Genomic DNA, 22,678 nt, shown 5'->3' with positions numbered 1-22,678 from the left:
CCACCACCGCAACGCCTGCCCCCGCTGCCGGCCCGACGGCTCCTGCCGCCGCCTCACCTCAGCTGCCGAGACCCTCCGCGCCTGGCGCGACCGACCCGACCGCCCACTTCCCCACCACACCACACCGCCCCCGCCCTCGGTGCCGGTGCCGGTGCCGGTGAGCGGCAGGGGCCGGCCGCGCCGTGAAGCCCGGTGACCTGCTGCTGATCACCCGGGCGGCCAGTGTGCAGTTCATCCGCCCGATCCGGTGCCGGCTGATCCGCATCGACGCCCGGCCGACGTACGACGGGTGGGTGTGGCGCGACGTCTACCAGCTCGACGCCCGGGACCGGGCGGTGGCCCGGCGGAGCATCTTCGTGCAGCGCGCAGGGGTACGGCAGGCCGGCCAGGGACATCAGCCGCCGTAGCCTGCGGTCCAGCCCAGGCACGTCCAGCCTGAATCCCGGGACAGTTCTTCTTCCGAGAACCATTCTGGTAATTGCACTCGGCGACAGCGCCCCGGCCGTCGGCCGGGGCGCTGTCGTGGGGAGAGGGATCAGGCCGGAGAGCCGGCTTCTGCGTAGTCGTACAGGCTCTTGATGTCGTCGTCGTAGTACGGGCCGTCGAATTGCCCGTTACCCGGATTGTCGCCGTGGCTGACGGTGCTGTTGATGTATCCGGCACCGATCGAGTCGTTGTATTCCTGCAACCAGGGGCCGCCGCTGGAACCATAGGTCATGTTGCAGTACATCCGGATCTGCTGGCCGCCCGCGTCCCAGGTCGTGCTCTGGCAGTATTGCTGGCTCTCACCGCCGCCGAGGTTGGACGGGTAGCCGAGGGCGGTGACCGCGACGCTGTAGCCCCAGTTCCACCGCAGTCCGTTGCCGCCGACGGTGTCGACGACCTTGGCGTTGTAGATGCCGCCGTTGGACATCACCGCGATGCCCATGTCCTCGGCGTAGCTCGACGAGCTGGCCCACGCGCCACGGGTGGAGAGGGTGTACGCCACGAAGGTGCCGAACGGCCGGACGCCGTTGCGGTACCGGGGGACGAACTGCCAGTTGGTGTACCACCCACCGCCGGCGCCCTGGTGAACGCAGTGGCCGGCGGTCACCACGAGCCGCCGCTTGGCGCTGGCGACCGTGCTGGCCGAGCAGGAGGCGGTGCCGCCGCCGGGGACGGTGAAGTAGACCTTACCCACGGTCACCGCCTCGTTCAGCAGCGTGCTGGGGCCGCCGGCGATGCGCGGCGTCACCGGCGCGACCGAACCGGCTGGCCCGGTCGGCCTCGGCGCGCGGCCGGTCGACTGGGTGGCGGACGCCGACTTCGGGAAGTCCAGGTCGACGGCGGACGCCATGCGCGCCGGGGTCCAGAAGTCGGTCACCTCCTTGGCGATTTTCTCGTTGGTGATCGCCCGGCCGTCCAGCGTACGGGCAATCGCGGTGATGTTTCCTTTCTGGTCGACCGTGGTGGAATTCGCCTCGGCTGCCGGCGCACCGGTCAGGATCAGGGTAAATGCCGCACCGGCACTCACAGTCCAACGCAGAGCGGATTTCAAGAGGACCTCCTTATGCCCCTTGCACCATCCAGACTCCGGAAGCATATTGAGGTTGAACTATTGATCACAACGTCGGACATTGTCAGGAATCCGTGCCACCCGAGGCGTGACCAACTCACGACAATGTCGGCTTTCTTACCGATGGGATATGCCCGCGCAATGGTCACGGCCCCGATGGGGAAAGCAACGACCGCAGGACGGTCAGGGACCGCCCGGATCAGGGGCCGAAGACGTGGTCGACCGACGTCGGGAGAACACGCCGGTCTGTGGGGCGGCCGGCCACCACCGGCGGGAAGGTCAGTGCCGCTGCACGGCCGTCCGGATCAGCCGGTTGACCAGCTTGGGGTATTCCAACCCGCTGGCCGCCCACATCCGGGGGAACATCGACGTCGGGGTGAACCCGGGCATCGTGTTGATCTCGTTGAGATAGACGTCCAGGTCGGGGGTGACGAAGAAGTCGACCCGGGCCAGGCCGGCGCAGTCCAGCGCGGTGAAGGCGCGGGTGGCGTACTCCTGGACCTGGCGGGTGACCCGGTCGGGCAGGCCGGCGGGGACGTCGTACTCGCAGACCTCGTCGGCGAAGAGGTACTTGGACTCGAAGTCGTACCACTCGCGGTCGCCGACCATCCGGACCTCGGCCAGCACGGACGCCTCGGGCGCCCCGCCGGCCTCGCCCTCCAGCACGCCACACTCGATCTCCCGGCCGACCACCGCGGCCTCGACGAGCACCTTGGTGTCGATCTCACGGGCGGTGGCGACGGCGGCGTCGAGCTGCGCCCAGTCGTCGACCCGGGTGATGCCGAACGACGAGCCGGCCCGGGACGGCTTGACGAAGACCGGCAGGCCCAGCCGCTGCTTGTCGGTCTCGCTGAGCGTCATCCCGTTGCGCAGCACCGCGTACGCCCCGACCGGGATGCCCTCGGCGGCGCAGAGCTTCTTGGTGAATTCCTTGTCCATCGCGGCGGCCGAGGCGAAGACGTTCGCGCCGACGTACGGGATGTCGGCCATCTCCAGCATGCCCTGGATGGTGCCGTCCTCGCCGTACGCGCCGTGCAGCACCGGGAACACCACGTCGACGTCGGCGAGCGCCCGGGGCCCCTCGGTCGGGTCGAGCACCAGCAGGCCACCGGCGGTCGGGTCGGCCCGGAGCACCACCTCGACGCCGGCCCCGGCGGTGATCTCCGGGAGCTTGCGCGCCCGGATCGCCAGCTCGCCCGGGTCCCCGCTGGTCAGCACCCACTGGCCCTGACGGGTGATGCCGACCGGCACCACGTCGTACTCGTCGGGGTCGAGCGCGCCGAGCACACTGCCGGCGCTGACGCAGGAGATGCCGTGCTCGGGGCTGCGACCGCCGAAGACGATCGCCACGCGGGTCTTGCCTGGGGTGGTCACTCGGGTCACCTCTCGGTACGCGACTGCGGAGCCGTCAGTTGCGCTCACCCGACTGACCTTACTGTGGGTGGCGACGCGCCGATGGCGATACCCGGCAGGACGCGAGCCACCCTCGCGAACGGTCATCTGCCCCGATACGGTACGTGACGGTCAGGCCCGGTCGGCGGGTAGGACGCGACGCCGCCGCCCGACGGCGATCACCTTCACCCGCTGCCGCCCGGCCCGCACCATGCCCAGCGCGGCGAACGCCCCGGCGATCCGGTCGGCGGCCTCCCGGCTGTTCGCGCCGACCACCTGGCGGCGGCGCTCGGGGCAGGCCCGCTCGTCGCGCACCTGCGCCCCCACCGGCCGGACGTCACTGAGGACCACCAGAAACCGCGTCATCGCCGTCATCAGGCCTCTCACAGTCCGAAGTCCCTTCCCGACGATGGATGGCGGCGGCGGCACGTGGCGATCGGGAACGGGGGAGTAAACCCGATCGCCACGCGCCTCATCCCCTCCGGTCGCTCACCATCGCCGTCGCCACGACAACCGCTGGTGAGGACTCCGTTACAGATTGACAGGTGGACAGGCGTGAATGCAACTCTCATCGACGTTCTCTCATGCACGAGTTCCCAGCTACATATGCCACCATCAACGTATGGCTCCCAAGACCGCCCGGGCGCGCCGCCTGGGCATCGCCCTCCGCGCCCACCGCGAAGCGGCCGGCCTCACCCTGGAGGCCGCCGCCGACGAGATCAACAGCACCCGCAGCACCCTCAGCCGCTACGAGAACGCGCAGACCCTGGTCAACCCGGCCACCGTCCGCGCGCTGCTCAGCCTCTACGGGGTCCGACCCGAGGAGATCGCCGCAGCGGTCCAACTCGCCAAGGACACCCGCAAGCCCGGCTGGTGGGTGCCCTACTCACACCTGCTGGACAAGCGCACCATCGACTTCATCGCACTGGAGGCCGAGGCCACCGCGATCGCCAACTTCGAACCCTCGATCGTGCCGGGCCTGCTCCAGACCGCCGACTACATCCGGGGCGTGATGCGGGGCGGGCCGCACACCCTCACCGACGACCAGGTCGAGCAGCGGGTCAAGCTCCGCCTGGACCGGCAGCAACGGATCACCGCCGCCGAACCACCGATCTTCGACGCGATCATCGACGAGGGCGCGCTGCTGCGCCCGGTCGGCGACCGCACGGTGATGGAGGCACAGCTGAGCCACCTGCTCAAGACTGCGGAGCTGCCGAACGTCACCGTCCAGGTGATTCCGCTCTCCGCCGGCTACCACCGGGGCACCCGGGGCTCGCTGCACATCCTGGAGTTCGCCGACCCCGAGGACCCGCTGATCGCCTCGGTGGAGACCGTCGCCGGGCAGATGGTCCTGGACCGACCGCATGACCTGCGTACCTGCACCAAGATCATGGAACACCTGCGGACCGTCGCGCTCAGCCCGACGGACAGCCGCGATCGACTTCTGCAACTGATGAAGGGACGGTAGGAGACCGATGACACCGACGATCGACGAGGCCCTGTCCGGGGTCGCCTGGCGCAAGAGCAGCCACAGCGGCGACGAGGGGGCCTGCGTCGAGCTGGCGTCGCTGCCGGGCCGGGTCGCGATCCGCGACTCCAAGGACCCGACCGGCCCGGTGCTGATCTTCCCGCCCGCCGCCTGGGCCGCCTTCGCCACCGCCCCACCGCCACCTCCGCCCCACCGCTGATCCCGCACCGCGCCGCCCCCGCACCGCCGCTGACGCGGTGCGGGGGCGGCCGGACGGTTCGGCCGGGACCGCAGGGCGACCGGGACGGCAGGCCGGCGGGTGGCCCGGCCGCACGAGGGGGCGGCCGGGTCAGTCGATCAGGACGGCGGGCGGGATGGCGGCGGGCCGGACCGCCTCGGCCGCGGCGATGGCCACCCCGCGCGCCCCGGCCATGTCCCGGTCCGGCACCAGGGCGAAGGTGGCCAGCGCGGCCTGCTCCTCCCGGAGCACGGTGTGCGCCCGGACGGTGTCGAGAAACCAGTCCCGGAACTCCGGCGTCGCCTCCACCACCCCGCCACCGACGAAGTACGCGTGCGGGTCGGTGAAGTTCGCGGCGATGGTGAACAACCGGCCGAGCGCCGCCGCCTGCTGGGCGAAGACCTCCCGGGCCAGCGGGTCACCGCGCTCGGCGTACCCCCGCAGCAGCTTGGCGGCGCGCGCGGGCGGCTCCTGCGACAGCGGGTGCCCGGGATTTCCGGCCAGCCGGAACGGCAGCAGGTTGCGCCCGATCGCGGTCAACGAGGCCACGCTCTCCGCGTCGCCGACGAAGCCGCAGGCGCACTGCGGTTCGGGCTGGCCGGGGGCGAGCAGCCCGGCCAGCGGGATGTGCACGTGGCCGAACTCCCCGGCCATCCCGGCCGCACCGGTGACCACCCGGCCGTCGATCACCACCCCACCACCCAGACCGGTGCCGACGATCGCCGCCACCGAGGACCGGGTCGTCGCGTCAGCTCCGAAGTGGACGTGGTGGGCGTAGAGCGCGGCGGCGTTGCCGTCGTTGTGATAGATCACCGGCAGGCCGAGACGTCGCTCCAGCGCCCCCCGCACGTCGAAGCCGTGCCAGGCGGACTGGGCGAAGTTCGTCGACCCCCGGGACGAGATGACCCCGCTGGCGCTGGCCGGACCGGGGGTGTCCAACCCGACCGCGCGGACCCGGTCGCGGGGCACGCCGGTGTGGGCCAGCACCCCGTCGAACGCGCGGGCCAACGCCTCGATCGCCACCTCCGGCCCGGCGGTCACCTCGCTGGGGGTCTCCACCAGCCCGTCCACCAGGAACCGGCCGTCCAGGCGGAGCACCGTGGCGTTGTTGCTGGTGCCACCGTTGTCGAGGCCGACCACCACCGGCACGTCCACGTCGACCATCCGCCACCTCCACCTGGGCCTGCTGCGAGGTTAGTTCCCGTTCCCGCCGCCCGTCACGCCCCCGGCCGGCGGGCGAGCACCCCGGTGGCCTCCCACTCCTCGGCGCGCAGCACCGTCGGCAGCAGACCCAGCCCGGTCATCGCCTCGCACAACGCCTCGGCCTGCCCGGCACTGACCTCCACCACCAGGTGACCACCGGGCCGCAGCCAGTCGACCGCACCGGCCGCCACCCGGCGCAACACGGCCAGCCCGTCGCTGCCGCCGTCCAACGCCACCGACGCCTCGTGCAGCCGCGCCTCCGCCGGCATCAGCGCCACCGCCGGGGTGGGCACGTAGGGGGCATTGGCGACCACCACGTCCAACCGGCCCCGCCAGTCGGGCGGCAACGGGTCGTACAGGTCGCCCTGCACGACGGTGACGTCCCGGCCCGCCAGATTACGGCGGGCGCAGGCCACGGCGGCCGGGTCCACGTCGACGGCGGCGAGCCAGCGCGGGGCGAGCCGGTCGATCAGCGCGACACTGATCGCACCCGAGCCGCAACAGAGGTCGACCAGCGCCGGGGTCGGCCCGGCGACCGACGCGGCGGCCTCCACCAGCAGCGCGGTCCGGGCCCGGGGTACGAACACCCCCGGGTCGACGGCGACCCGACGGCCGCAGAACTCGGCCCAGCCGAGCAGATGCTCCAACGGCTCACCGGCGACCCGACGGTCGGTCAGGGCGGTCAACGCCTGCGGCGAGTCGGTGGCGGCGGTGAGTAGCGCGGCCTCGTCCTCGGCATAGACGCAGCCGGCGGCGCGCAGCCGGGCGACGAGCGCGGCGTGGTCGTGGGGAAACAGATCGGATGCCATGGTGATGCCTTTCGGGAGCGCACGTCGGCGCTCCCGCCGTCGCTACCGCAGCGACGGAGACTCGACGGGGAGCGCCGGTCCTGATGTCTGGTGGATCGGACTCACCTCCTCCGGTCGGGGCCCGTACGGGCCGGCATCATGCTAGCGGACCGGCCGCCCCCGCGCTGTCCAGCGCCGCGGCCACGTCGGCGACCAGGTCGGCGGTGTCCTCCACCCCACAGGAGAGCCGGACGAACCCGGGCGCGGTGTCGTCGCCCCACTGCGCCCGCCGGTCGGCGCTGGTGTGCAGGCCGCCGAACGAGGTCGCGGCGGTGACCAGCCGGGACGCGACGATGAACCGGGCCACCCGCTCCGCGTCACCCAGGTCGAACGAGAGCACCCCCGGCATCCGCCGCAGCTGCCGCGACGCCACCGGGTACGCCGGGTCTTCCGGCCGCCCCGGCCACCGCAGCCCGGTCACGTCGTCCCGGCCGGCGAGCAACTCGACCAGCGCCGCCGCGTTGGCGGACTGGCGGGCCAGCCGCAGGTCCAGGGTGGCCAGCGAACGGTGCGCCAGCCAGGCGTCGAACGCCCCGGGCACCGCCCCGGTGGTGGTCCGCCAACCGGTCACCGTCTCCAGCAGCTCCGCCGACCGGGACGCCACATAGCCGAGCAGCAGATCCGAGTGGCCGGTCAGCGCCTTGGTGCCGGAGGCGACCACCAGGTCCGCACCGAGGTCCAGCGGGCGCTGCCCGAGCGGGGTGGCGGTGGTGTTGTCCACCGCGACCAGCGCACCGGCCGCGTGCGCCGCCCCGGCCAGTACGGCGATGTCGGCCACGTCCAGGCCCGGGTTCGCCGGGGTCTCCAGCAGCACCAGCCGTACCCCGTCGAACGACGGGTACGGCCCGGCGGTGGGCACGAAGTCGACCCGTACCCCCATGCCGGCGAGGGTGGCGGTGGCGAACGCCCGGACCGGGAAGTAGCCGTCGGCGGGCAGCAGCACGGTGTCGCCGGGGCGCAGCACCGCCAGCAGCAGCCCGGTGATCGCTGCCTGCCCGGAGGCGAAGACCCGGCAGTCGCCCCCCTCCAGCTCACCGATCGCCGCCTCCAGCAGCCGGCGGGTCGGGTTGTCCGGGCGGCCGTAACCGTTCACGGCCCCGGCCGGCCCCTGCCACGGGTCGAGGTGGTACGGCGCGGCGAACACCGGACCGGGCAGGAACGGCTGGCCCGGCGCCGGCTCGGGCAGCCCGGCGTGCACGCACCGGGTGCCGTCGTGCCAGTGCGGGTGATCGGCGGGCGGGACCGGCTGGCCGCTCATTCGTACGACTCCGGCTTGGCCGTCCGGCTCATCAGGGTGTCCACCGCGAGTCTCGGGTCCATTCCCTCGTGGCAGATCCGTTCGATCTGCTCGGTGATCGGCATCTCCACCCCGTGCGCACGGGCCAGGTCCCGGATGGCCAGGCAGCTCTTCACGCCCTCGGCGGTCTGCCGGGTGGCCGCCTGCGCCTGTTCCAGGGTCTCCCCCCGGCCCAGGTGCTCGCCGAAGGTGCGGTTGCGGGCCAGCGGCGACGAGCAGGAGGCCACCAGGTCACCCATCCCGGCCAGGCCGGCGAAGGTGATCGGGTCGGCGCCGAGCGCCACGCCCAGCCGGGCGGTCTCGGCCAACCCCCGGGTCATCAGCATCGCCCGGGTGTTGTCGCCGAAGCCCATCGCGGTGGCGATCCCGTACGACAGGGCGATCACGTTCTTGACCGCCCCACCCAGCTCACAGCCGATCACGTCGTCGTTGGTGTACGGCCGGAAGTACGGGGTGCGGATCGACTGCTGCACCAGCTCGGTGCGGCGGGCGTCGGTGCCGGCGACCACCGTCGCGGCCGGCTGCTCGACGGCGATCTCGGGGGCCAGGTTGGGGCCGGAGACGACCACCACCCGGTCCGGGGTGACCCGGGCGGTCTCCACGATCACCTCGCTCATCCGTCGGGTGGTGCCCAGCTCGATCCCCTTCATCAGGGAGACGAGGGTGGCGTCCGGGGCGAGGTGACCGGCCCACTCGGCGAGGTTGCCGCGCAGCGTCTGCGACGGCACCGACAGCACCACCAGCTCGGCGCCGGAGATCGCCTTGGCCGCGTCGCCGGTCGCGGTGACCCGGTCGGGCAGCCGCAGCTCCGGCAGGTAGTCGGGGTTGCGCCGGTGGGTGCGGATGGCGTCGACGACCTGCTGCCGCCGGGCCAGGATCGTCACCTCCCGACCGGCGTCGGCGAGGATCTTGGCGAACGCCGTCCCCCAGGAACCGGCCCCCAGCACCGCCACGTGACCGCTCATGCCCCTGCCGTCCCTGCGTCGTGCCGGTCGATCCACTCGCTCATTCGGTCACCTCGGGAGTACGCGGACGGACGGGACGTTCCCACAACGGCGGCGGTGTCCCGCCCCGGATGCCGGCGAGCAGGTCACGCAGGGTCACCATGATCTGGTCGGTCATCTCCTCCAGCACCACCCGGCTGGGGGTGGCACCCGCCCACCGGCTCAGGTCGACCGGCGGACCGGCCACCACCGTCACCGGGGTCCGGGGCCGCAGGCCCACCCGGCCGGTACGCGGGTCGAAGAGCCGCTCCGGCCCCCACATCGCCACCGGGACCACCGGCGCGCCGGTGGCCAGCGCCAGCCGGGCCGCCCCGGTCTTGCCCCTCATCGGCCAGAGCTGCGGCTCCCGGGTGATGGTGCCCTCCGGGTAGATGACCACCGCGCCGCCCGCGTCCAGCGCGGCGACCAGCCGGTCCAGCGACTCGACCGCGACGGCGGTCTCCCGTTCCACCGGGATCTGCCGGCAGCGGTGCAGTATCCAGCCGACCACCGGGATCCGGAACACGCTGGCCTTGCCGAGGAACTGCGGCCACCGGCCGGCGTCGTAGATGAAGTGTGCGCAGACCAGCGGATCGGTGTGCGAGAGATGGTTGGGGACGATGATGACGCCGCCGTCGGTGCGCAACTGCCCGACCCCGTGCCAGGTGCGCCGGGTCCAGGCCAGCATCACGGGCTTGACCAGCGCCACGGCGAACCGTGGCCAGAAACCCAGCCTGTGCCGTGTCACCCCTGCCTCCTCGTCACCCCGCCCGCGCGCCGCACCCCCACCGTTGCGTGCCCGCAGCGGAAATCATGCCTGCTCGTCCCGGGTACGGCCAGTGAGGGTACCGCCGTCGACGCTGGCAGGATTGTCGACGTGGGCCAGGCGAGGTGGGTGGTGGTGGTGCCGATGAAGCGGCTCCGTGCGGCCAAGAGCCGGCTGCGGGGCGCGCTGCCGGTCGTACCGCACGGGGAGCTGGCGCTGGCGCTGGTGGCCGACACGGTTGGTGCGGCGCTGGCCTGCCCGGCGGTCGCCGAGGTCCTGGTGGTCACCGACGACCCGCAGGTGACGGCGACGGTCGGCCCGGCGGGCGCCCGGGTGGTGCCGGACCGCCCCGACGCCGGGCTGAACGCCGCCCTGCGGCACGGCGTCGAGGTGGCGGTCACCGACGGTGATTCCCGGACCTGGGTGGCGGCCCTCACCGCCGACCTGCCGGCGCTACGCCCGGCCGAGCTGGCCGCCGCGCTGCACGCGGTCCGCACCGGCCCGGCGGGGGTACGCCGGTTCGTGGCCGACGCCCCCGGCACCGGCACCGTGCTGCTCGCCACACCGCCCGGGGTGCCGCTCGACCCCCGGTTCGGGGTCGACTCGGCCGCCGCCCACCTGGCCTCCGGGGCGGTGCCGCTGCGCGGCGGCTGGCCGAGCCTGCGGCGCGACGTGGACACCGCCGCCGACCTGGCCGACGCGGCCCGGCTCGGCCTCGGCCCGGCCACCGGCGCGCTGACCGGTGTCGCCCCGGCGGGCCCCGGCCGACCCGACTGAACCGGTCGGCGGGCCCGGACCGACCACCCACCCCGGCCGACCCACCGGTGTACGGTGCTGGCATGCAGGGCACCGTGGCGACCTTCGACACACAGACCCGCACCGGTGTGCTGCTCCTCGACGACGGCACCGAGCTGCCCTTCCCGGCCCGCGCCTTCGACGCCTCCGGGCTGCGCCTGCTCCGCCTCGGCCAGCGGCTCAAGGTGGAAACCGATCCGGACGGCGGGGTCGTCCGGGTGACGTTGCCGACGATGGCCTGAACAACCCGGCCCAAGTTCATTTTGCGTTAACCAGAATCGGGTGATTATGAGCGGGTGAGCACCCCTCGCGAGCACCCCACCAGTCCGTCCGCCGCCACCGACCCGACCCGCAACGGCACCCGCCGCCGGGGCGGTTCCCGCACCCGCCGCGCCCCCGAGGACGTCGCCGCCACGGTGCCCGACTCCCCCGCCGCCAGCGCCGCCGGGGCGTCCGCCGGCCTGGACGAGGTGCTCGACACCGGCGACCGGTCCTCCGACGGCGGGCCCACCGCCGGAGGACCGGGCGCGGCCGACGGGCCGCCCGCCGTCGAGCCGCTGCCGGCCGACCGGTTCCTCAACCGGGAGCTGTCCTGGCTCGACTTCAACGGCCGGGTGCTGGCGCTGGCCGAGGACCCCCGCACCCCGCTGCTGGAACGGGCCAAGTTCCTGGCCATCTTCGCCAGCAACCTCGACGAGTTCTACATGGTGCGGGTGGCCGGGCTCAAGCGCCGGCTCTCCGCCGGGCTGCCGGTGCGCGGCGGGGACCGGCTGCCGCTGCGTACCCAGCTGGAACGGATCACCGAGTGCGCCGCCGGACTGGTCGCCCGGCAGGCCGCCTGCTTCGTCGACGACCTGCTGCCGAAGCTGGCCCGGGAGGACATCCGGATCCTGCGCTGGGCGGAGCTGGACGACCCGGAGCGGGAACGGCTGCGCACCTACTTCCGGGAACACATCTTCCCGGTGCTCACCCCGCTCGCGGTGGACCCCGCGCACCCCTTCCCGTACATCTCCGGGCGGTCGTTGAACCTGGCCGTGGCGGTACGCGACCCCGACGGCGGCTCGGAGCTGTTCGCCCGGGTGAAGGTGCCCAACAACGTGCCCCGTTTCGTCCGGGTGGCCCGGGACCAGCCGGGACTGCGGATGCTGCCCGTCGAGGAACTCATCTCGGTGCACCTGGGTCAGCTCTTCTCCGGCATGCAGGTGGTCGAGTGCCACCTGTTCCGGGTCACCCGCAACGCCGAGGTCGAGGTCGACGAGGACCGCGACGAGGACCTGCTCCAGGCGCTGGAGCGGGAGCTGGCCCGCCGGCGCTTCGGCCCCCCGGTGCGGCTGGAGGTGGCCGCCTCCATCTCCGACCACATGCTGGAGCTGCTCGTCCGGGAGCTGGACATGGATGGGCACGACGTGCTGCGGGTGCCCGGTCTGCTGGACCTGTCGGCGCTGTGGCAGCTCTACGGCGAGGCGGACCGCCCCGACCTCAAGGACAAGCCGTTCGTGCCGGCCACCCATCCCCGGCTGGCCGAGGGCGAGGTGCCCCGCAGCGTCTTCGCCACCCTGCGCGACGGCGACGTGCTGGTGCACCACCCGTACCACTCGTTCGCCACCAGCGTGCAGCGCTTCGTCGAGCAGGCCGCCGCCGACCCGAACGTGCTGGCCATCAAGCAGACCCTCTACCGCACCAGCGGGGACTCCCCGATCGTCGACGCGCTGGTCGACGCCGCCGCCGCCGGCAAGCAGGTGGTGGTGCTGGTGGAGTTGAAGGCCCGCTTCGACGAGGTGGCGAACATCGGCTGGGCGCGCACCCTGGAACGGGCCGGCTGCCACGTCGTCTACGGCCTGGTCGGGTTGAAGACGCACTGCAAGACCGCCCTGGTGGTGCGCCAGGAGGGCAACCAGATCCGCCGGTACTGCCACATCGGCACCGGCAACTACCACCCCAAGACCGCCCGACTGTACGAGGACTTCGGCGTGCTCACCGCCGATCCGGAGATCGGCGCCGACCTGACCGACCTGTTCAACGTGCTCACCGGCTACAGCCGGCAGACCGCGTACCGGCGGTTGCTGGTCGCCCCGCAGGGCATCCGCAGCGGCCTGATCGAACGGATCGAGCGGGAGATCGCGCACGTCCGGCTGGGTATGCCGGGGTTGGTGCAGTTCAAGGTGAACTCGCTGGTCGACGAGGAGATCACCGACGCGCTCTACCGGGCGTCGCGGGCCGGCGTGCACGTGGACCTGCTGATCCGGGGCATGTGCACGCTGCGGCCGGGGGTGCCGGGGCTGTCGGAGAACATCCGGGTCCGCTCGATCCTCGGCCGGTTCCTGGAGCACTCGCGGATCTTCCGGTTCGGCAACAGCGGCGACGCCGAGTTCTGGATGGGCTCGGCCGACCTGATGCACCGCAACCTCGACCGCCGGGTGGAGGCGCTGGTGCAGGTCGGTGACCCGATCGCCCGCGCCGAACTGGACCAGGTGATGACCGCCGCGATGAGCCCGGACGTGGACGCGTTCGAGCTGGCCGCCGACGGCAGTTGGACCCGGCGTACCGGCAGCGCCGAGGAGCCCCTGCACGACCTCCAGGAGCTGCTGCTGCGCCGGGTGGGCGGCTCCGCCGGCTGACCGGGGGCGACCGTCCGGCGAGCCGGACGAGCGACCGGTACGACGAATCCTTCGGACGTAGGGTGACCAGATGATGGACGAGGAGCCGGCCGGTATCCGGGCGGCCGGTGGGGTGGCGTGGCGGCCGAGCGGCGGCGGGATCGAGGTCTGTCTGGTGCACCGGCCCCGCTACGGCGACTGGTCGCTGCCCAAGGGCAAGCTGGAGCGCGGCGAACACCCGCTGCTGGCCGCCGTCCGTGAGGTGGCCGAGGAGTCCGACGTGCAGGCCGTGCCGCAGGTCCGGCTGCCCACCGTGCGGTACCGCAGCGAGGGCCGGTCGAAGGTGGTCGACTACTGGTCGATGCGGGCCGTGGCCACCGGCGGCTTCCAGCCGGACACCGAGGTCGACGACGTGTGCTGGCTCGACGTCGACGCGGCGGTCCGACGGGTCAGCTACCCGCACGACGCGCAGGTGCTGGCCGCGTTCGCCGCCCTGCCTGCGGTCACCGGCACGGTGGCGCTGGTCCGGCACGCGCACGCCGGTAAGCGGGCGACCTGGTCCGGGCCGGACACCGGCCGGCCGTTGGACGCCGAGGGGACGGCCCAGGCGCGGGCGCTGGCACCGCTGGTCGCCCTGGTCCGTCCGGTCCGGCTGCTGTCGGCCTCGCCCCGCCGCTGCGTGCAGACCCTGGAGCCGGCGGCCGCCCTGCTGGACCTGCCGATCGAGGTGTGCGGGGACTTCGACGAGCCGCAGCCGGGTCAGCAGGTCGACGAGTGCGCGCTGGCCGCCGCCGGCCGGCTGGTCGAGCTGGCCACCGCCGGGGAGTCGGTCGGGGTGTGCAGCCAGGGCAAGGTGATCCCGGGGGCGTTGGCCCGGCTCGCCGGGCGGGAGGCCGACTTCAGCACCGCCAAGGGCGGGGGCTGGCTGCTCGCCTTCACCGCCGACCGGCTGCTCGCCGCCGACCGGCTCTGAATACCGGAAACGGGCGTCCACCGCACCGGTGGACGCCCGTTTCGTCGTACCGAGAAATCAACGCTTGGCGGCGCTCCGCTTCGCCGGCGCCTTCTTCGCGGTGGTGGCTTTGGCCGTGGTGGCCTTGGCCGTGGTGCTCTTGGCCGTGGTGGCCTTGGCCGTCGTGCTCTTGGCCGCGGCGGTCTTCTTGGCCGCCGTGCTCCGGGCGGGGGTCGACTTGGTCGCCGTGGCGGTCTTCTTCGCCGGAGCAGCCTTCTTGGTGGCCGCCTTGGTCGCGGTGGCGGCCTTGGTGGCCTTCGCCGCGGTGGTCTTGGTGGCCGCCGTCGTCTTCTTGGCGGCGGTGGCCTTCGCCCCGGTCGCCTTGCTCGCCGCGGTCGTCTTCTTGGCGGCGGTGGCCTTCGCGCCGGTCGCCTTCGCGCCGGTCGCCTTCGCGCCGGTCGCCTTCGCGCCGGTCGCCTTGGCCCCACTCGCCTTGGCCGCGGTGGCCTTCGTGCCGGTGGTCTTGGCCGCCGCCGTGGTGGCGGTCTTCTTCGCCGGAGCAGCGGTCTTCGGCACCTTGCCGGTGGCCACCATCTCCTTGAAACCGGCGCCCGGCTTGAAGGCCGGCACGGATGTCTTCTTGACCTTCACCGCCTCGCCGGTACGCGGGTTGCGCGCTGTTCGCGCCGCCCGGACACGCTTTTCGAACGATCCGAATCCGGTGATCGCCACTTTGTCGCCCTTGGTGACCGCCGCCTGGACTTCAGCGAGGACCGCGTCGAGCGCCGCCGTCGCCGACTTCCGGTCCCCCAGGCGAGCGGCGAGCGCCTCGATGAGCTCGGCCTTGTTCACGACTTCCTCCCGATTGTGCAACTGACTCGACGCGAGCCATTCTGCGCGCACCGTATGCCCTGCGCTGCCTGGACACAAACATTCGGTGGAAAAAAGCCCTTGTGTCGTAACGGATTCGCCCCCACCGGATGAACCGGTGGGGGCGAAAACGGTGCCGTGGTCGGGCGTACGGCTAGACCACGGCGGGGCTGAACGACGGCCGACCCGCCTCGTAAGCCTCGATGTCGGCGAGGTGCCGCAGGGTGAGTCCAATGTCGTCGAGACCCTCCATCAGCCGCCAACGGCTGTGGTCGTCCAGCGGGAACGACCAGGTGGACTCCCCGACCCGGACCTCACGGGTGGTCAGGTCGACCGTCACCGGCGTGGTCGGATCGGCCTCCACCCGGTCCCAGATCTGCTCGATCGCGGTCAGTTCCAATTCGACCGGGAGGAGCCCTTCCTTGAGCGAGTTGCCCCGGAAGATGTCACCGAACCGGGGAGAGATGACCGCCTGGAAACCCCAGTCGCGCAGCGCCCAGACGGCGTGCTCCCGGGACGACCCGGTGCCGAACTCCGGCCCGGCGACAAGGATCGACGCCCCGGAATAGACCGGGTCGTTGAGCACGAATGCGGGGTCGTCCCGCCAGGCCCGAAAGAGTCCGTCGGCGAAACCCGTCCGGGTCACCCGCTTGAGGTACACGGCCGGGATGATCTGATCGGTGTCCACATTGGAACGGCGCAGTGGCACGGCGGTGCCGGTGTGGGTGGTGAACTTGTCCATCTCTCGGCTGCCCTTCTACAGATCTGCCGGGGCGGCGAGCCGGCCGGTCACGGCGGTGGCGGCGGCGACCGGCGGCGACACCAGGTGGGTACGCCCGCCCCGGCCCTGCCGGCCTTCGAAGTTGCGGTTGGACGTCGAGGCCGAACGCTCGCCCGGCTTCAGGGTGTCCGGGTTCATGCCGAGGCACATCGAGCAGCCGGCGAACCGCCACTCCGCCCCGGCGTCGGCGAAGACCTTGTCCAGCCCCTCCGCCTCGGCGGCCTCCCGGACGGCGGCGGAGCCGGGCACCACCAGCATCCGTACCCCGTCGGCGACCCGGTGGCCGCGCAGCACGTCGGCGGCGGCCCGCAGGTCCTCCAGCCGGCCGTTGGTGCAGGAACCGACGAAGACCACGTCGACGGCGAGGTCGCGCAGCGGGGTCCCGGGGGTGAGGTCCATGTACTCCAGGGCCCGGCGTGCGGCGGTCCGCTCGGCGTCGGTGTCGAAGTCCTCCGGGTCCGGCACGGCAGCGCCGAGCGGCACCCCCTGGCCGGGGTTGGTGCCCCAGGTGACGAACGGGGTGATCCGGCTCGCGTCCAGGGTCACCTCGGCGTCGAAGGCCGCGTCGGCGTCGGTGGGCAGCGTCCGCCAGTAGGCCAGCGCCGCGTCCCAGTCCGCCCCGGCCGGCGCGTGCGGCCGACCCTTGAGGTACGCGAAGGTGGTCTCGTCCGGCGCGATCAGGCCCGCCTTGGCGCCCCACTCGATGGACATGTTCGCCACCGTCATCCGGCCCTCCATGGACAGCGCCCGGATCGCCTCGCCCCGGTACTCCACGATGTGGCCGCGGCCACCGCCCGTGCCCACCTGCGCGATCAGCGCGAGGACCAGGTCCTTGGCGGTGACGCCGGGGCCGAGCTGACCGGTGACGTTGACCGCCATGGTCTTCGGGCGGGCCTGCGGCAGGGTCTGGGTGGCCAGGACGTGTTCGACCTCACTGGTGCCGATACCGAAGGCCAGCGCGCCGAACGCGCCGTGGGTGGCGGTGTGCGAGTCGCCACAGACGATCGTCATTCCGGGCTGGGTCACCCCCAACTGCGGGCCGATCACGTGCACGATGCCCTGGTTCTCGTCGCCCAGGGGGTGCAGCCGCAGGCCGAACTCGGCGCAGTTGCGGCGCAACGTCTCGATCTGGGTACGCGAGGTCGGGTCCGCGATCGTCAGCAGGTCACCCCGACGCAGCCGGAACGCGGGATCGTCGTACCCGGTCGGGGTGTTGTGATCCTCGGTCGCGAGCGTGAGATCGGGTCGGCGGACCCCCCGGCCGGCCTGCCGCAGCCCGTCGAACGCCTGCGGGCTGGTCACCTCGTGCAGCAGGTGCAGGTCGATATAGAGCAGATCCGGCTCGCCCTGGGCGGTCCGTACGATGTGTGCGTCCCAGACCTTCTCGGCCAGGGTCCTCGGTTGAGTGACTCCCACCATCTGGACATCCTAAATTCTGGGAGGTAAATTTCGGCTTGTGGGACACAGTATGAGCGGTGTCGGCGTGCTCGACAAGGCGGTGGTCATCCTGGCCGCCTGTGTCGACGGCGCCAGCCTGGCCGAACTCGTTGAACGCACCAAGCTGCCCCGAGCCACCGCACATCGGCTGGCCCAGGCACTGGAGATCCACCGGATGCTGGTCCGGGACACCCAGGGGCGATGGCGTCCCGGGCCCCGGCTCGGCGAGCTGGCCAACGCCGCCCCGGACGTCCTGCTGACCGCCGCCGAGCCACTGCTGGCCGCGCTGCGCGACGCCACCGGGGAGAGCGCCCAACTCTACCTGCGCCGGGCCGACGAACGGGTCTGCGTGGCCGCCGCCGAGCGGGCCAGCGGCCTGCGGGACACCGTGCCGGTCGGCTCGGTGCTGCCCATGACGGCCGGCTCCGCCGCGCAGATCCTGCTCGCCTGGGAGCCGCCCGAGGCGGTCATGCCGCTGCTGCCCCGGTCCAAGTTCACCGGCCGCACCCTCGCCGAGGTACGCCGCCGGGGCTGGGCACAGAGCGTCGCCGAACGGGAGGCCGGTGTGGCGAGCGTCTCCGCCCCGATCCGGGACCGCACCGGCCGGGTGATCGCCTCGATCAGCATCTCCGGCCCGATCGAGCGCCTCGGCCGCCGCCCCGGCGAACGCCACGCCATGGCCGTCGTCCGCGCCGGCCAACGCCTCTCCGGCCTCTAACCCACCCACCCCGACCCCGCCCGCCCGGCCCCGCCCCCGGCCCGCTGGCTGTGTTGATCAAGAGGTTTACGTCACTTTGATCTTCAGGGTTGACGCAAACCTCTTGATCAACACCAAAAGCGAGTCGGGGCGGGGAGGGCAGGTCCACGAGTGCGGGGCCGGCTGGGGGGAGTTGAGCAGCAGAGTGGGCGAACCGCCCCGGGTCGGGTGGGACCGGGTGGGGGTGTGGAGTGGGTGGGGCGGGAATGGCGATCGGCCCGACTCGACGGGCGAGACGGGCCGATCGTGTGGTAGCCCCGACCGGATTCGAACCGGCGCTACCGCCTTGAGAGGGCGGCGTCCTGGGCCACTAGACGACGGGGCCAGGCACTTTTCCTGCTTCACCACCCCGTGGGGCGGTGCGGCATTAGTCTAACGGCACCGACATCCGGCCCCCGAGACGGGGGTCGGACCCTGCCGGCGTGCCCGGGGAGAGCAGGCGCCCGGGTGGCGAAGTAGCGGCATTCGGGTGCTCAGGACCATGCGGTATCGCCCCGGAGGCGCAGGCCTGCACGACGGGGACGGCCCGCACGACGGGAACGGCCCGCCCAGCTAGGAGAGCCGACGGGTCGCGGCGGGCGAGGCGGGCGGCACGGGCGGCACGGGCCGGCAGTACGGGGGTGGGGCGGGGGCGCATCAGCCAGCAGCATGCGTGTCGGCCCTCAGCAGCACCCGGCAGTGCGTGGGTACGGAGCGGGAGGCGGTGTACGGGCGGAGGAACCCGTCCCACCACACGGAGACGCGAAGAAGCCCGCCCCAACCAGATGGGACGGGCTGTCAGCGTTGTAGCCCCGACCGGATTCGAACCGGCGCTACCGCCTTGAGAGGGCGGCGTCCTGGGCCACTAGACGACGGGGCCAGAACATAGCTTGTGCTTCCCTGCCCTGCCGGGCGGGGAAGCTGCACTCTACCAGAGATCAACTTCGCTCCCCTGCGGGAACGACATGGATCTCCATCAGAATCCAGCGTCCGCGGATTCGGATGAACCCGCGGTTGCGCTGGGGTACCAGGACTCGAACCTAGACTAACTGAACCAGAATCAGTTGGGCTGCCAATTACCCCATACCCCATTGGCCCCTTGTGGCGCCGGGAAGGAACTTTACCCTCCCCGCGCCAACAGGCCAAATCCAATCCCCCAAAGCGCCCCTGAGCTGCGGAAACAGGGGGTGACGTACGGTCAGACGACCGGCACGACCGAGTTGGTGAGTTCGCCGATCCCCTCGATCCGCACGGTGACCGTATCCCCGTCGGTGAGCGGACTAACCCCGGCCGGGGTGCCGGTCAGCACCACGTCCCCGGGGAGCAACGTCATCACGTGCGAGATGTACGACACCAGCGCCGGCACGTCGAACACCATGTCCTTGGTCCGGCCGAGCTGGCGTACCTCCATCTCGTCCGGGTTGCGTCCCACCTCGCAGCGGATCTCCAGGTCGGAGACGTCGAGACCGGTGGTGATCCAGGGGCCGATGGGGCAGAACGAGTCGAAGCCCTTGGCCCGGGTCCACTGCGAGTCGGACCGCTGGAGATCCCGCGCGGTGACGTCGTTGGCGCAGGTGTAGCCGAAGATGGCCCGCGCGGCGGCGGCCCGGTCGGCCCGGCGGGCGCCGGGTGCCCCGATGACCACGGCCAACTCGGCCTCGTGCTCGACCTGCTTGGCGAAGATCGGCAGCCGGATCGCGTCCCGGGGGCCGATCACCGAGGTGGACGGCTTGAGGAAGAGCAACGGCTCCTTCGGCACCTCGTTGCCGTGCTCGGCGGCGTGCTCGGCGTAGTTACGCCCGACACACACCACCTTGCTCGGCAGGATCGGCGAGAGCAGCCGAACGTCGGAGAGTGCCCAGCGGGCACCGGAGAACTGGATCTGCCCGAACGGGTGGCCGTCGATCTCGGCGATGGTCAGGCCCTGCGGCCCGGCCTCCGACTCGCCCTCGACGACTCCGAACGACATTCCCTTGGCATGAGCGAAACGAGCGATACGCACCCGGCCAATCTATCCCCCACGGTGGCGTCGCCCGTCGGCCACCGGGAAACGTCGGCGCAGCGTAGGCCATCGGTCGCCGCTGCGGGCGGGGTTCGGGGCTTCGTACCCGCCCGGAGGGTCCCCGCTCCTAACGTCGGCTCCGGAGGTTCGTTGGTATGCCTGCATCGAGACGACACCACAGGGCCCTCGCGGTTTTCGTGAACTGCCTGGGCATTCTCGCCGCCGTACCGGCGCTGCCCAGTACGGGCCCCGCCACCCGGGCCACGGCGGCCACCCCGGCGGCAAGCCCCGCCACGGCGGCGCGTCCCGCCGCCCCGGAGGCGTCACCGGCAGCGGGGGCCCGGGCCGCACCGGCCGCACCGCGGGTGGCGGCCAGCGGCGCGGTCGTGCCGGTCACCCCGACGGCACCCGCCCCGGGGATGACCACCGCCGGCAACCCCGGCGTACCCCGACCGGCTCCGCAGGTCACCGTCGCCGTGGCGCCCGCCGCGACATCGGTGCCGGGCTACCGGATCATCGTGCGCAACACGGGTAGCGCGACGGTGCGGACCATGGTCCGGCAGGGGGTGCCGGCGGACGCCTCGATCACCGCGGTCAGCGCGGGCGGGCTGACCACCCGGCCGGGCGGCGCCACCGGCGGCGGGGAGGTCACCTGGCGGCTCGTCGTACCGGCCGGGGCGACCCGGACCCTGGACACCGCCCTGGCCGCCACCGCGCCGGGCCAGGACCTGACCGCACCGGCCTGCGCGTACGCCAGCGACGGCGACCAGCCGTACGACTGCGCGACCGCCACCTGGCACAGCGCGGGGACCCCGGAGGCGGCGGTGCCCGCGACGCCGGCCTGGCGGCAACCACCGATCCTGCTCGGCTTGGCCCTGGTGCTGCTGGCGCTGCTGGCCGGCGGGCTCTGGTGGTGGCTGCGGGCCCGGCGACGGGTGAGCGGCGTCGCACCGGCCGCGACCGGCCACCCGCCGTACACCGGCGGCCCGACGACCCCGGGTGGCGGGACGGTGTACCCGTCCGCCGGCGCGACGGCAGCCCCGGGTGGCGGGACGGTGTACCCGCGCCCCGCCGCACCGGGACCGGTCGGGCGACGACGCAGCCCGTCGGTGTGGCTGGTGGTGGGGGTGGCCGCGACGGTGCTGGCCGGGGTGGTCCTCGCCGCCACCTGGACGGCCACCCGGCAGGTCGCCGCGATCGACACCACCAAGCAGCCGACCGCCGGGGCGTGGACGGGCACCAGCATAACCGGAGCCGTCGGCACCCCGCTGCGGGAGAAGGCGTTCGAGTTCACCGTCTACCGGGTGGCCTGTGGCACCGCGAAGGCGGCGCGCCAGCAGTGCCAGGCCACGGTCGGGGTACGCAACGTCACTCCGGAGCAGCAGAGCTGGCACGGTCAGCTCCAGCGGGCGTACCTGCCGGGGGGCACCTGGGTGAGCACCGACGAGGACGCCACCCGGCTGGCGAACCTGGGGCGGGACGTCTTCGCCCAACCCGTCTCGGCGGGCAGCCGGGTGGTGCTGCCGCTGGTCTTCACCGTGCACGGGATGCAGAAGCCGAAGCAGTTGGAGCTGCGCAGCGGGGTGTTCTCCGCCGGCGTCCGGGTGGACGTGCCCTGACCGTCAGGACCCGCCCCACGGGAGGAGACGTCCCTGGCCGGCGGAGCACGCCGAATGGAAGAGCCGTCCCCTGGCCGGCGGGACGCACCGGACGGGAAAGGGGCCCGGCCGGCGGGACACGCCGGACGGGCGACGTGCCCCGATCGGAGAGACGTGCCGGGGGACGTGCGCTGAGCGGGGGCGGGCGGCGGTCGTACCCTGGAGGGTGTGACCGCCGCCCTCGCACCCGCCGCCCTCGACGCGGCCGACTGGCGGGCCCGGCGGGCGGCCCACGAGGCGCGGATGGCCGGCTGGCTGGACCCGCACCTGGCCCGGCGTCGCACCGGCGGCCGGCATCCGGTGGAGGACTTCCTCTTCACCTACTACTCCTACCGCCCGGCGCAGCTGCGCCGCTGGCACCCGGGCGCGGGAGTGCTGCTGCGTGACGCGGACCAGGCCGAGTTCGGCCGGGACTACCGCGCCGGCCCCACCGGGGTCACCCTCGACACCGACGGGGTACGCGACCGCCGCGCCGAGTCGATCAGCTGGGTCCGGGAGCTGCTGGCCGCCACCGCGCGCCGGCCGGCGCATCTGGGCTGCTTCGGGATGCACGAGTGGGCGATGGTCTACCGGCAGACCCAGGAGGAGGTCCGGCACAACGCCTGGCCGCTGCGGCTCAGCCCGGACGACACCGCCGCCGTGGTACGCGAGCGGGGCGTGCGGTGCAGCCACTTCGACGCGTTCCGGTTCTTCACCGCGCCGGCCCGGCCGCTGAACCTGCTCCAGCCCACCCGGGAGACCCAGCACGCGCTGGAGCAGCCGGGTTGCCTGCACGCCAACATGGACCTCTACAAGTGGGCGTACAAGCTCTCCCCGCTGGTCGCCTCGGAGCTGGTCGCGGACTGTTTCGCGCTGGCCCGGCAGATCCGGGCGCTGGACATGCGGGCCAGCCCCTACGACCTGGCGGCCCTCGGCTATCCCCCGGTCCGGGTGGAGACCCCCGAGGGGCGGGCCGAGTACGCGGCGGCGCAGCGGGGTTTCGCCGAGCAGGCTGCCGTGCTCCGCGCCCGCCTGCTGACCGCGCTGGATCACGCCGTTCCGCCTGCCGCCGCCTGACCCTGCCGACCGTCGGGCGAGGGTCCGGGTCGATTCCGGCCCGG

The 22,678-nt window shown here is 72.8% G+C and carries 22 protein-coding genes and 3 tRNA genes; 10 read left to right on the top strand and 15 right to left on the bottom strand.

Going from position 1 to position 22,678, the window contains the following annotated elements:
* Positions 1-182 precede the first annotated feature (182 nt).
* Positions 183-407, top strand: coding sequence for a hypothetical protein (locus GA0070216_RS14730; RefSeq protein ID WP_091245700.1), 225 nt, complete (start codon positions 183-185; stop codon positions 405-407).
* Between the two features lie 128 nt (positions 408-535).
* Here the strand turns inward: GA0070216_RS14730 and GA0070216_RS14725 are convergent, their stop codons facing one another.
* The 3 genes from GA0070216_RS14725 to GA0070216_RS14715 all read right to left on the bottom strand — a co-directional run bounded on the left by GA0070216_RS14725 (position 536) and on the right by GA0070216_RS14715 (position 3,313).
* Positions 536-1,582, bottom strand: coding sequence for a trypsin-like serine peptidase (locus GA0070216_RS14725; RefSeq protein WP_091245697.1), 1,047 nt, complete (start codon positions 1,580-1,582; stop codon positions 536-538).
* Between the two features lie 252 nt (positions 1,583-1,834).
* A complete protein-coding gene (locus GA0070216_RS14720) occupies positions 1,835-2,929 on the bottom strand; it encodes a D-alanine--D-alanine ligase family protein (RefSeq protein ID WP_091245693.1) in 1,095 nt (364 codons plus the stop codon).
* A 150-nt stretch (positions 2,930-3,079) separates the two neighbouring features.
* A complete protein-coding gene (locus tag GA0070216_RS14715; protein WP_091246220.1) occupies positions 3,080-3,313 on the bottom strand; it encodes a hypothetical protein in 234 nt (77 codons plus the stop codon).
* A 256-nt stretch (positions 3,314-3,569) separates the two neighbouring features.
* Between GA0070216_RS14715 and GA0070216_RS14710 the strand changes: the two genes are divergently transcribed.
* The gene (locus tag GA0070216_RS14710) at positions 3,570-4,415 is read left to right on the top strand and encodes a helix-turn-helix domain-containing protein (protein ID WP_091245689.1); all 846 of its coding nucleotides are present in this window, start codon (positions 3,570-3,572) and stop codon (positions 4,413-4,415) included.
* 7 nt (positions 4,416-4,422) lie between these two features.
* The gene (locus GA0070216_RS14705; protein ID WP_091245686.1) at positions 4,423-4,635 is read left to right on the top strand and encodes a DUF397 domain-containing protein; all 213 of its coding nucleotides are present in this window, start codon (positions 4,423-4,425) and stop codon (positions 4,633-4,635) included.
* Positions 4,636-4,764: 129 nt separating this feature from the next.
* Here the strand turns inward: GA0070216_RS14705 and GA0070216_RS14700 are convergent, their stop codons facing one another.
* The 5 genes from GA0070216_RS14700 to GA0070216_RS14680 form a co-directional block, all read right to left on the bottom strand.
* On the bottom strand, positions 4,765-5,817 hold the full coding sequence (locus GA0070216_RS14700) for an ROK family protein (protein ID WP_091245682.1): 1,053 nt from the start codon (positions 5,815-5,817) through the stop codon (positions 4,765-4,767).
* Between the two features lie 53 nt (positions 5,818-5,870).
* On the bottom strand, positions 5,871-6,665 hold the full coding sequence (locus GA0070216_RS14695; protein WP_091245679.1) for a putative protein N(5)-glutamine methyltransferase: 795 nt from the start codon (positions 6,663-6,665) through the stop codon (positions 5,871-5,873).
* A 136-nt stretch (positions 6,666-6,801) separates the two neighbouring features.
* On the bottom strand, positions 6,802-7,962 hold the full coding sequence (locus GA0070216_RS14690) for a cystathionine gamma-lyase (RefSeq protein ID WP_091245676.1): 1,161 nt from the start codon (positions 7,960-7,962) through the stop codon (positions 6,802-6,804).
* Entirely contained in the window at positions 7,959-8,966 is a 1,008-nt protein-coding gene (locus tag GA0070216_RS14685) for an NAD(P)H-dependent glycerol-3-phosphate dehydrogenase (protein ID WP_091245673.1), read from the bottom strand. Before GA0070216_RS14685 ends, GA0070216_RS14690 begins: the two co-directional genes overlap by 4 nt.
* Positions 8,967-9,006: 40 nt before the next feature.
* Complete coding sequence (locus GA0070216_RS14680; protein WP_091245671.1) at positions 9,007-9,732, bottom strand: lysophospholipid acyltransferase family protein; 726 nt, start codon at positions 9,730-9,732, stop codon at positions 9,007-9,009.
* Positions 9,733-9,894: 162 nt separating this feature from the next.
* Here GA0070216_RS14680 and cofC point away from each other — a divergent pair, with 162 nt between their 5' ends.
* The 4 genes from cofC (at position 9,895) to GA0070216_RS14660 (ending at position 14,115) form a co-directional block, all read left to right on the top strand.
* Positions 9,895-10,527: a 2-phospho-L-lactate guanylyltransferase gene (gene cofC, locus GA0070216_RS14675; protein ID WP_091246214.1), complete on the top strand. Its 633-nt coding sequence runs from the start codon at positions 9,895-9,897 to the stop codon at positions 10,525-10,527.
* 62 nt (positions 10,528-10,589) lie between these two features.
* On the top strand, positions 10,590-10,787 hold the full coding sequence (locus GA0070216_RS14670; RefSeq protein ID WP_091246217.1) for a cold-shock protein: 198 nt from the start codon (positions 10,590-10,592) through the stop codon (positions 10,785-10,787).
* Positions 10,788-10,961: 174 nt separating this feature from the next.
* Positions 10,962-13,163, top strand: a complete 2,202-nt coding sequence (locus tag GA0070216_RS14665) for an RNA degradosome polyphosphate kinase (RefSeq protein WP_245722523.1) — start codon at positions 10,962-10,964, stop codon at positions 13,161-13,163.
* Positions 13,164-13,233: 70 nt separating this feature from the next.
* On the top strand, positions 13,234-14,115 hold the full coding sequence (locus GA0070216_RS14660) for an NUDIX hydrolase (RefSeq protein ID WP_091245666.1): 882 nt from the start codon (positions 13,234-13,236) through the stop codon (positions 14,113-14,115).
* A 57-nt stretch (positions 14,116-14,172) separates the two neighbouring features.
* Here the strand turns inward: GA0070216_RS14660 and GA0070216_RS14655 are convergent, their stop codons facing one another.
* From GA0070216_RS14655 to leuC, 3 genes are all read right to left on the bottom strand, one after another.
* Positions 14,173-14,946 carry an HU family DNA-binding protein gene (locus GA0070216_RS14655; RefSeq protein WP_176738968.1) on the bottom strand — a complete coding sequence of 258 codons (774 nt, stop codon included), beginning with the start codon at positions 14,944-14,946 and terminating at the stop codon, positions 14,173-14,175.
* Between the two features lie 172 nt (positions 14,947-15,118).
* Entirely contained in the window at positions 15,119-15,706 is a 588-nt protein-coding gene (leuD, locus tag GA0070216_RS14650) for a 3-isopropylmalate dehydratase small subunit (protein WP_091245659.1), read from the bottom strand.
* Between the two features lie 15 nt (positions 15,707-15,721).
* A complete protein-coding gene (gene leuC, locus GA0070216_RS14645) occupies positions 15,722-17,164 on the bottom strand; it encodes a 3-isopropylmalate dehydratase large subunit (RefSeq protein WP_091245655.1) in 1,443 nt (480 codons plus the stop codon).
* Positions 17,165-17,213: 49 nt separating this feature from the next.
* Between leuC and GA0070216_RS14640 the strand changes: the two genes are divergently transcribed.
* Complete coding sequence (locus GA0070216_RS14640; protein ID WP_088646078.1) at positions 17,214-17,900, top strand: IclR family transcriptional regulator; 687 nt, start codon at positions 17,214-17,216, stop codon at positions 17,898-17,900.
* 288 nt (positions 17,901-18,188) lie between these two features.
* Here the strand turns inward: GA0070216_RS14640 and GA0070216_RS14635 are convergent.
* The 4 genes from GA0070216_RS14635 to GA0070216_RS14620 form a co-directional block, all read right to left on the bottom strand.
* Positions 18,189-18,264, bottom strand: a tRNA-Glu gene (locus tag GA0070216_RS14635).
* A 461-nt stretch (positions 18,265-18,725) separates the two neighbouring features.
* Positions 18,726-18,798: transfer RNA gene (locus tag GA0070216_RS14630), tRNA-Glu, on the bottom strand.
* 139 nt (positions 18,799-18,937) lie between these two features.
* Positions 18,938-19,009, bottom strand: a tRNA-Gln gene (locus tag GA0070216_RS14625).
* A gap of 107 nt (positions 19,010-19,116) precedes the next feature.
* Positions 19,117-19,920, bottom strand: a complete 804-nt coding sequence (locus GA0070216_RS14620) for a fumarylacetoacetate hydrolase family protein (RefSeq protein ID WP_091245651.1) — start codon at positions 19,918-19,920, stop codon at positions 19,117-19,119.
* 155 nt (positions 19,921-20,075) lie between these two features.
* On the opposite strand from GA0070216_RS14620, the gene GA0070216_RS14615 reads away from it, so the two are divergent.
* Together GA0070216_RS14615 and GA0070216_RS14610 are read left to right on the top strand one after the other, a co-directional pair.
* Positions 20,076-21,539 (top strand): hypothetical protein, encoded by a 1,464-nt coding sequence (locus GA0070216_RS14615; protein ID WP_091245648.1) that lies wholly within the window; start codon positions 20,076-20,078, stop codon positions 21,537-21,539.
* Between the two features lie 207 nt (positions 21,540-21,746).
* Positions 21,747-22,634: a 3-methyladenine DNA glycosylase gene (locus GA0070216_RS14610; protein ID WP_091245645.1), complete on the top strand. Its 888-nt coding sequence runs from the start codon at positions 21,747-21,749 to the stop codon at positions 22,632-22,634.
* Positions 22,635-22,678 lie beyond the last annotated feature (44 nt).

The sequence above is a fragment of the Micromonospora matsumotoense genome (assembly GCF_900091525.1).
Lineage (GTDB): Bacteria > Actinomycetota > Actinomycetes > Mycobacteriales > Micromonosporaceae > Micromonospora > Micromonospora matsumotoensis.
This window is presented reverse-complemented; position numbering and strand designations above follow the sequence as displayed.

Bases quoted from the DNA above. Each gene is read 5' to 3' on its own strand.
- leuD (WP_091245659.1), bottom strand. From the start codon at position 15,706: ATGGACAAGTTCACCACCCACACCGGCACCGCCGTGCCACTGCGCCGT.
- GA0070216_RS14695 (WP_091245679.1), bottom strand. From the start codon at position 6,665: ATGGCATCCGATCTGTTTCCCCACGACCACGCCGCGCTCGTCGCCCGG.
- GA0070216_RS14670 (WP_091246217.1), top strand. From the start codon at position 10,590: ATGCAGGGCACCGTGGCGACCTTCGACACACAGACCCGCACCGGTGTG.
- cofC (WP_091246214.1), top strand. From the start codon at position 9,895: ATGAAGCGGCTCCGTGCGGCCAAGAGCCGGCTGCGGGGCGCGCTGCCG.
- GA0070216_RS14640 (WP_088646078.1), top strand. From the start codon at position 17,214: ATGAGCGGTGTCGGCGTGCTCGACAAGGCGGTGGTCATCCTGGCCGCC.
- GA0070216_RS14705 (WP_091245686.1), top strand. From the start codon at position 4,423: ATGACACCGACGATCGACGAGGCCCTGTCCGGGGTCGCCTGGCGCAAG.
- GA0070216_RS14690 (WP_091245676.1), bottom strand. From the start codon at position 7,962: ATGAGCGGCCAGCCGGTCCCGCCCGCCGATCACCCGCACTGGCACGAC.
- GA0070216_RS14660 (WP_091245666.1), top strand. From the start codon at position 13,234: ATGATGGACGAGGAGCCGGCCGGTATCCGGGCGGCCGGTGGGGTGGCG.
- GA0070216_RS14685 (WP_091245673.1), bottom strand. From the start codon at position 8,966: ATGAGCGGTCACGTGGCGGTGCTGGGGGCCGGTTCCTGGGGGACGGCG.
- GA0070216_RS14715 (WP_091246220.1), bottom strand. From the start codon at position 3,313: ATGACGCGGTTTCTGGTGGTCCTCAGTGACGTCCGGCCGGTGGGGGCG.
- GA0070216_RS14615 (WP_091245648.1), top strand. From the start codon at position 20,076: ATGCCTGCATCGAGACGACACCACAGGGCCCTCGCGGTTTTCGTGAAC.
- leuC (WP_091245655.1), bottom strand. From the start codon at position 17,164: ATGGTGGGAGTCACTCAACCGAGGACCCTGGCCGAGAAGGTCTGGGAC.
- GA0070216_RS14710 (WP_091245689.1), top strand. From the start codon at position 3,570: ATGGCTCCCAAGACCGCCCGGGCGCGCCGCCTGGGCATCGCCCTCCGC.
- GA0070216_RS14725 (WP_091245697.1), bottom strand. From the start codon at position 1,582: ATGCTTCCGGAGTCTGGATGGTGCAAGGGGCATAAGGAGGTCCTCTTG.
- GA0070216_RS14700 (WP_091245682.1), bottom strand. From the start codon at position 5,817: ATGGTCGACGTGGACGTGCCGGTGGTGGTCGGCCTCGACAACGGTGGC.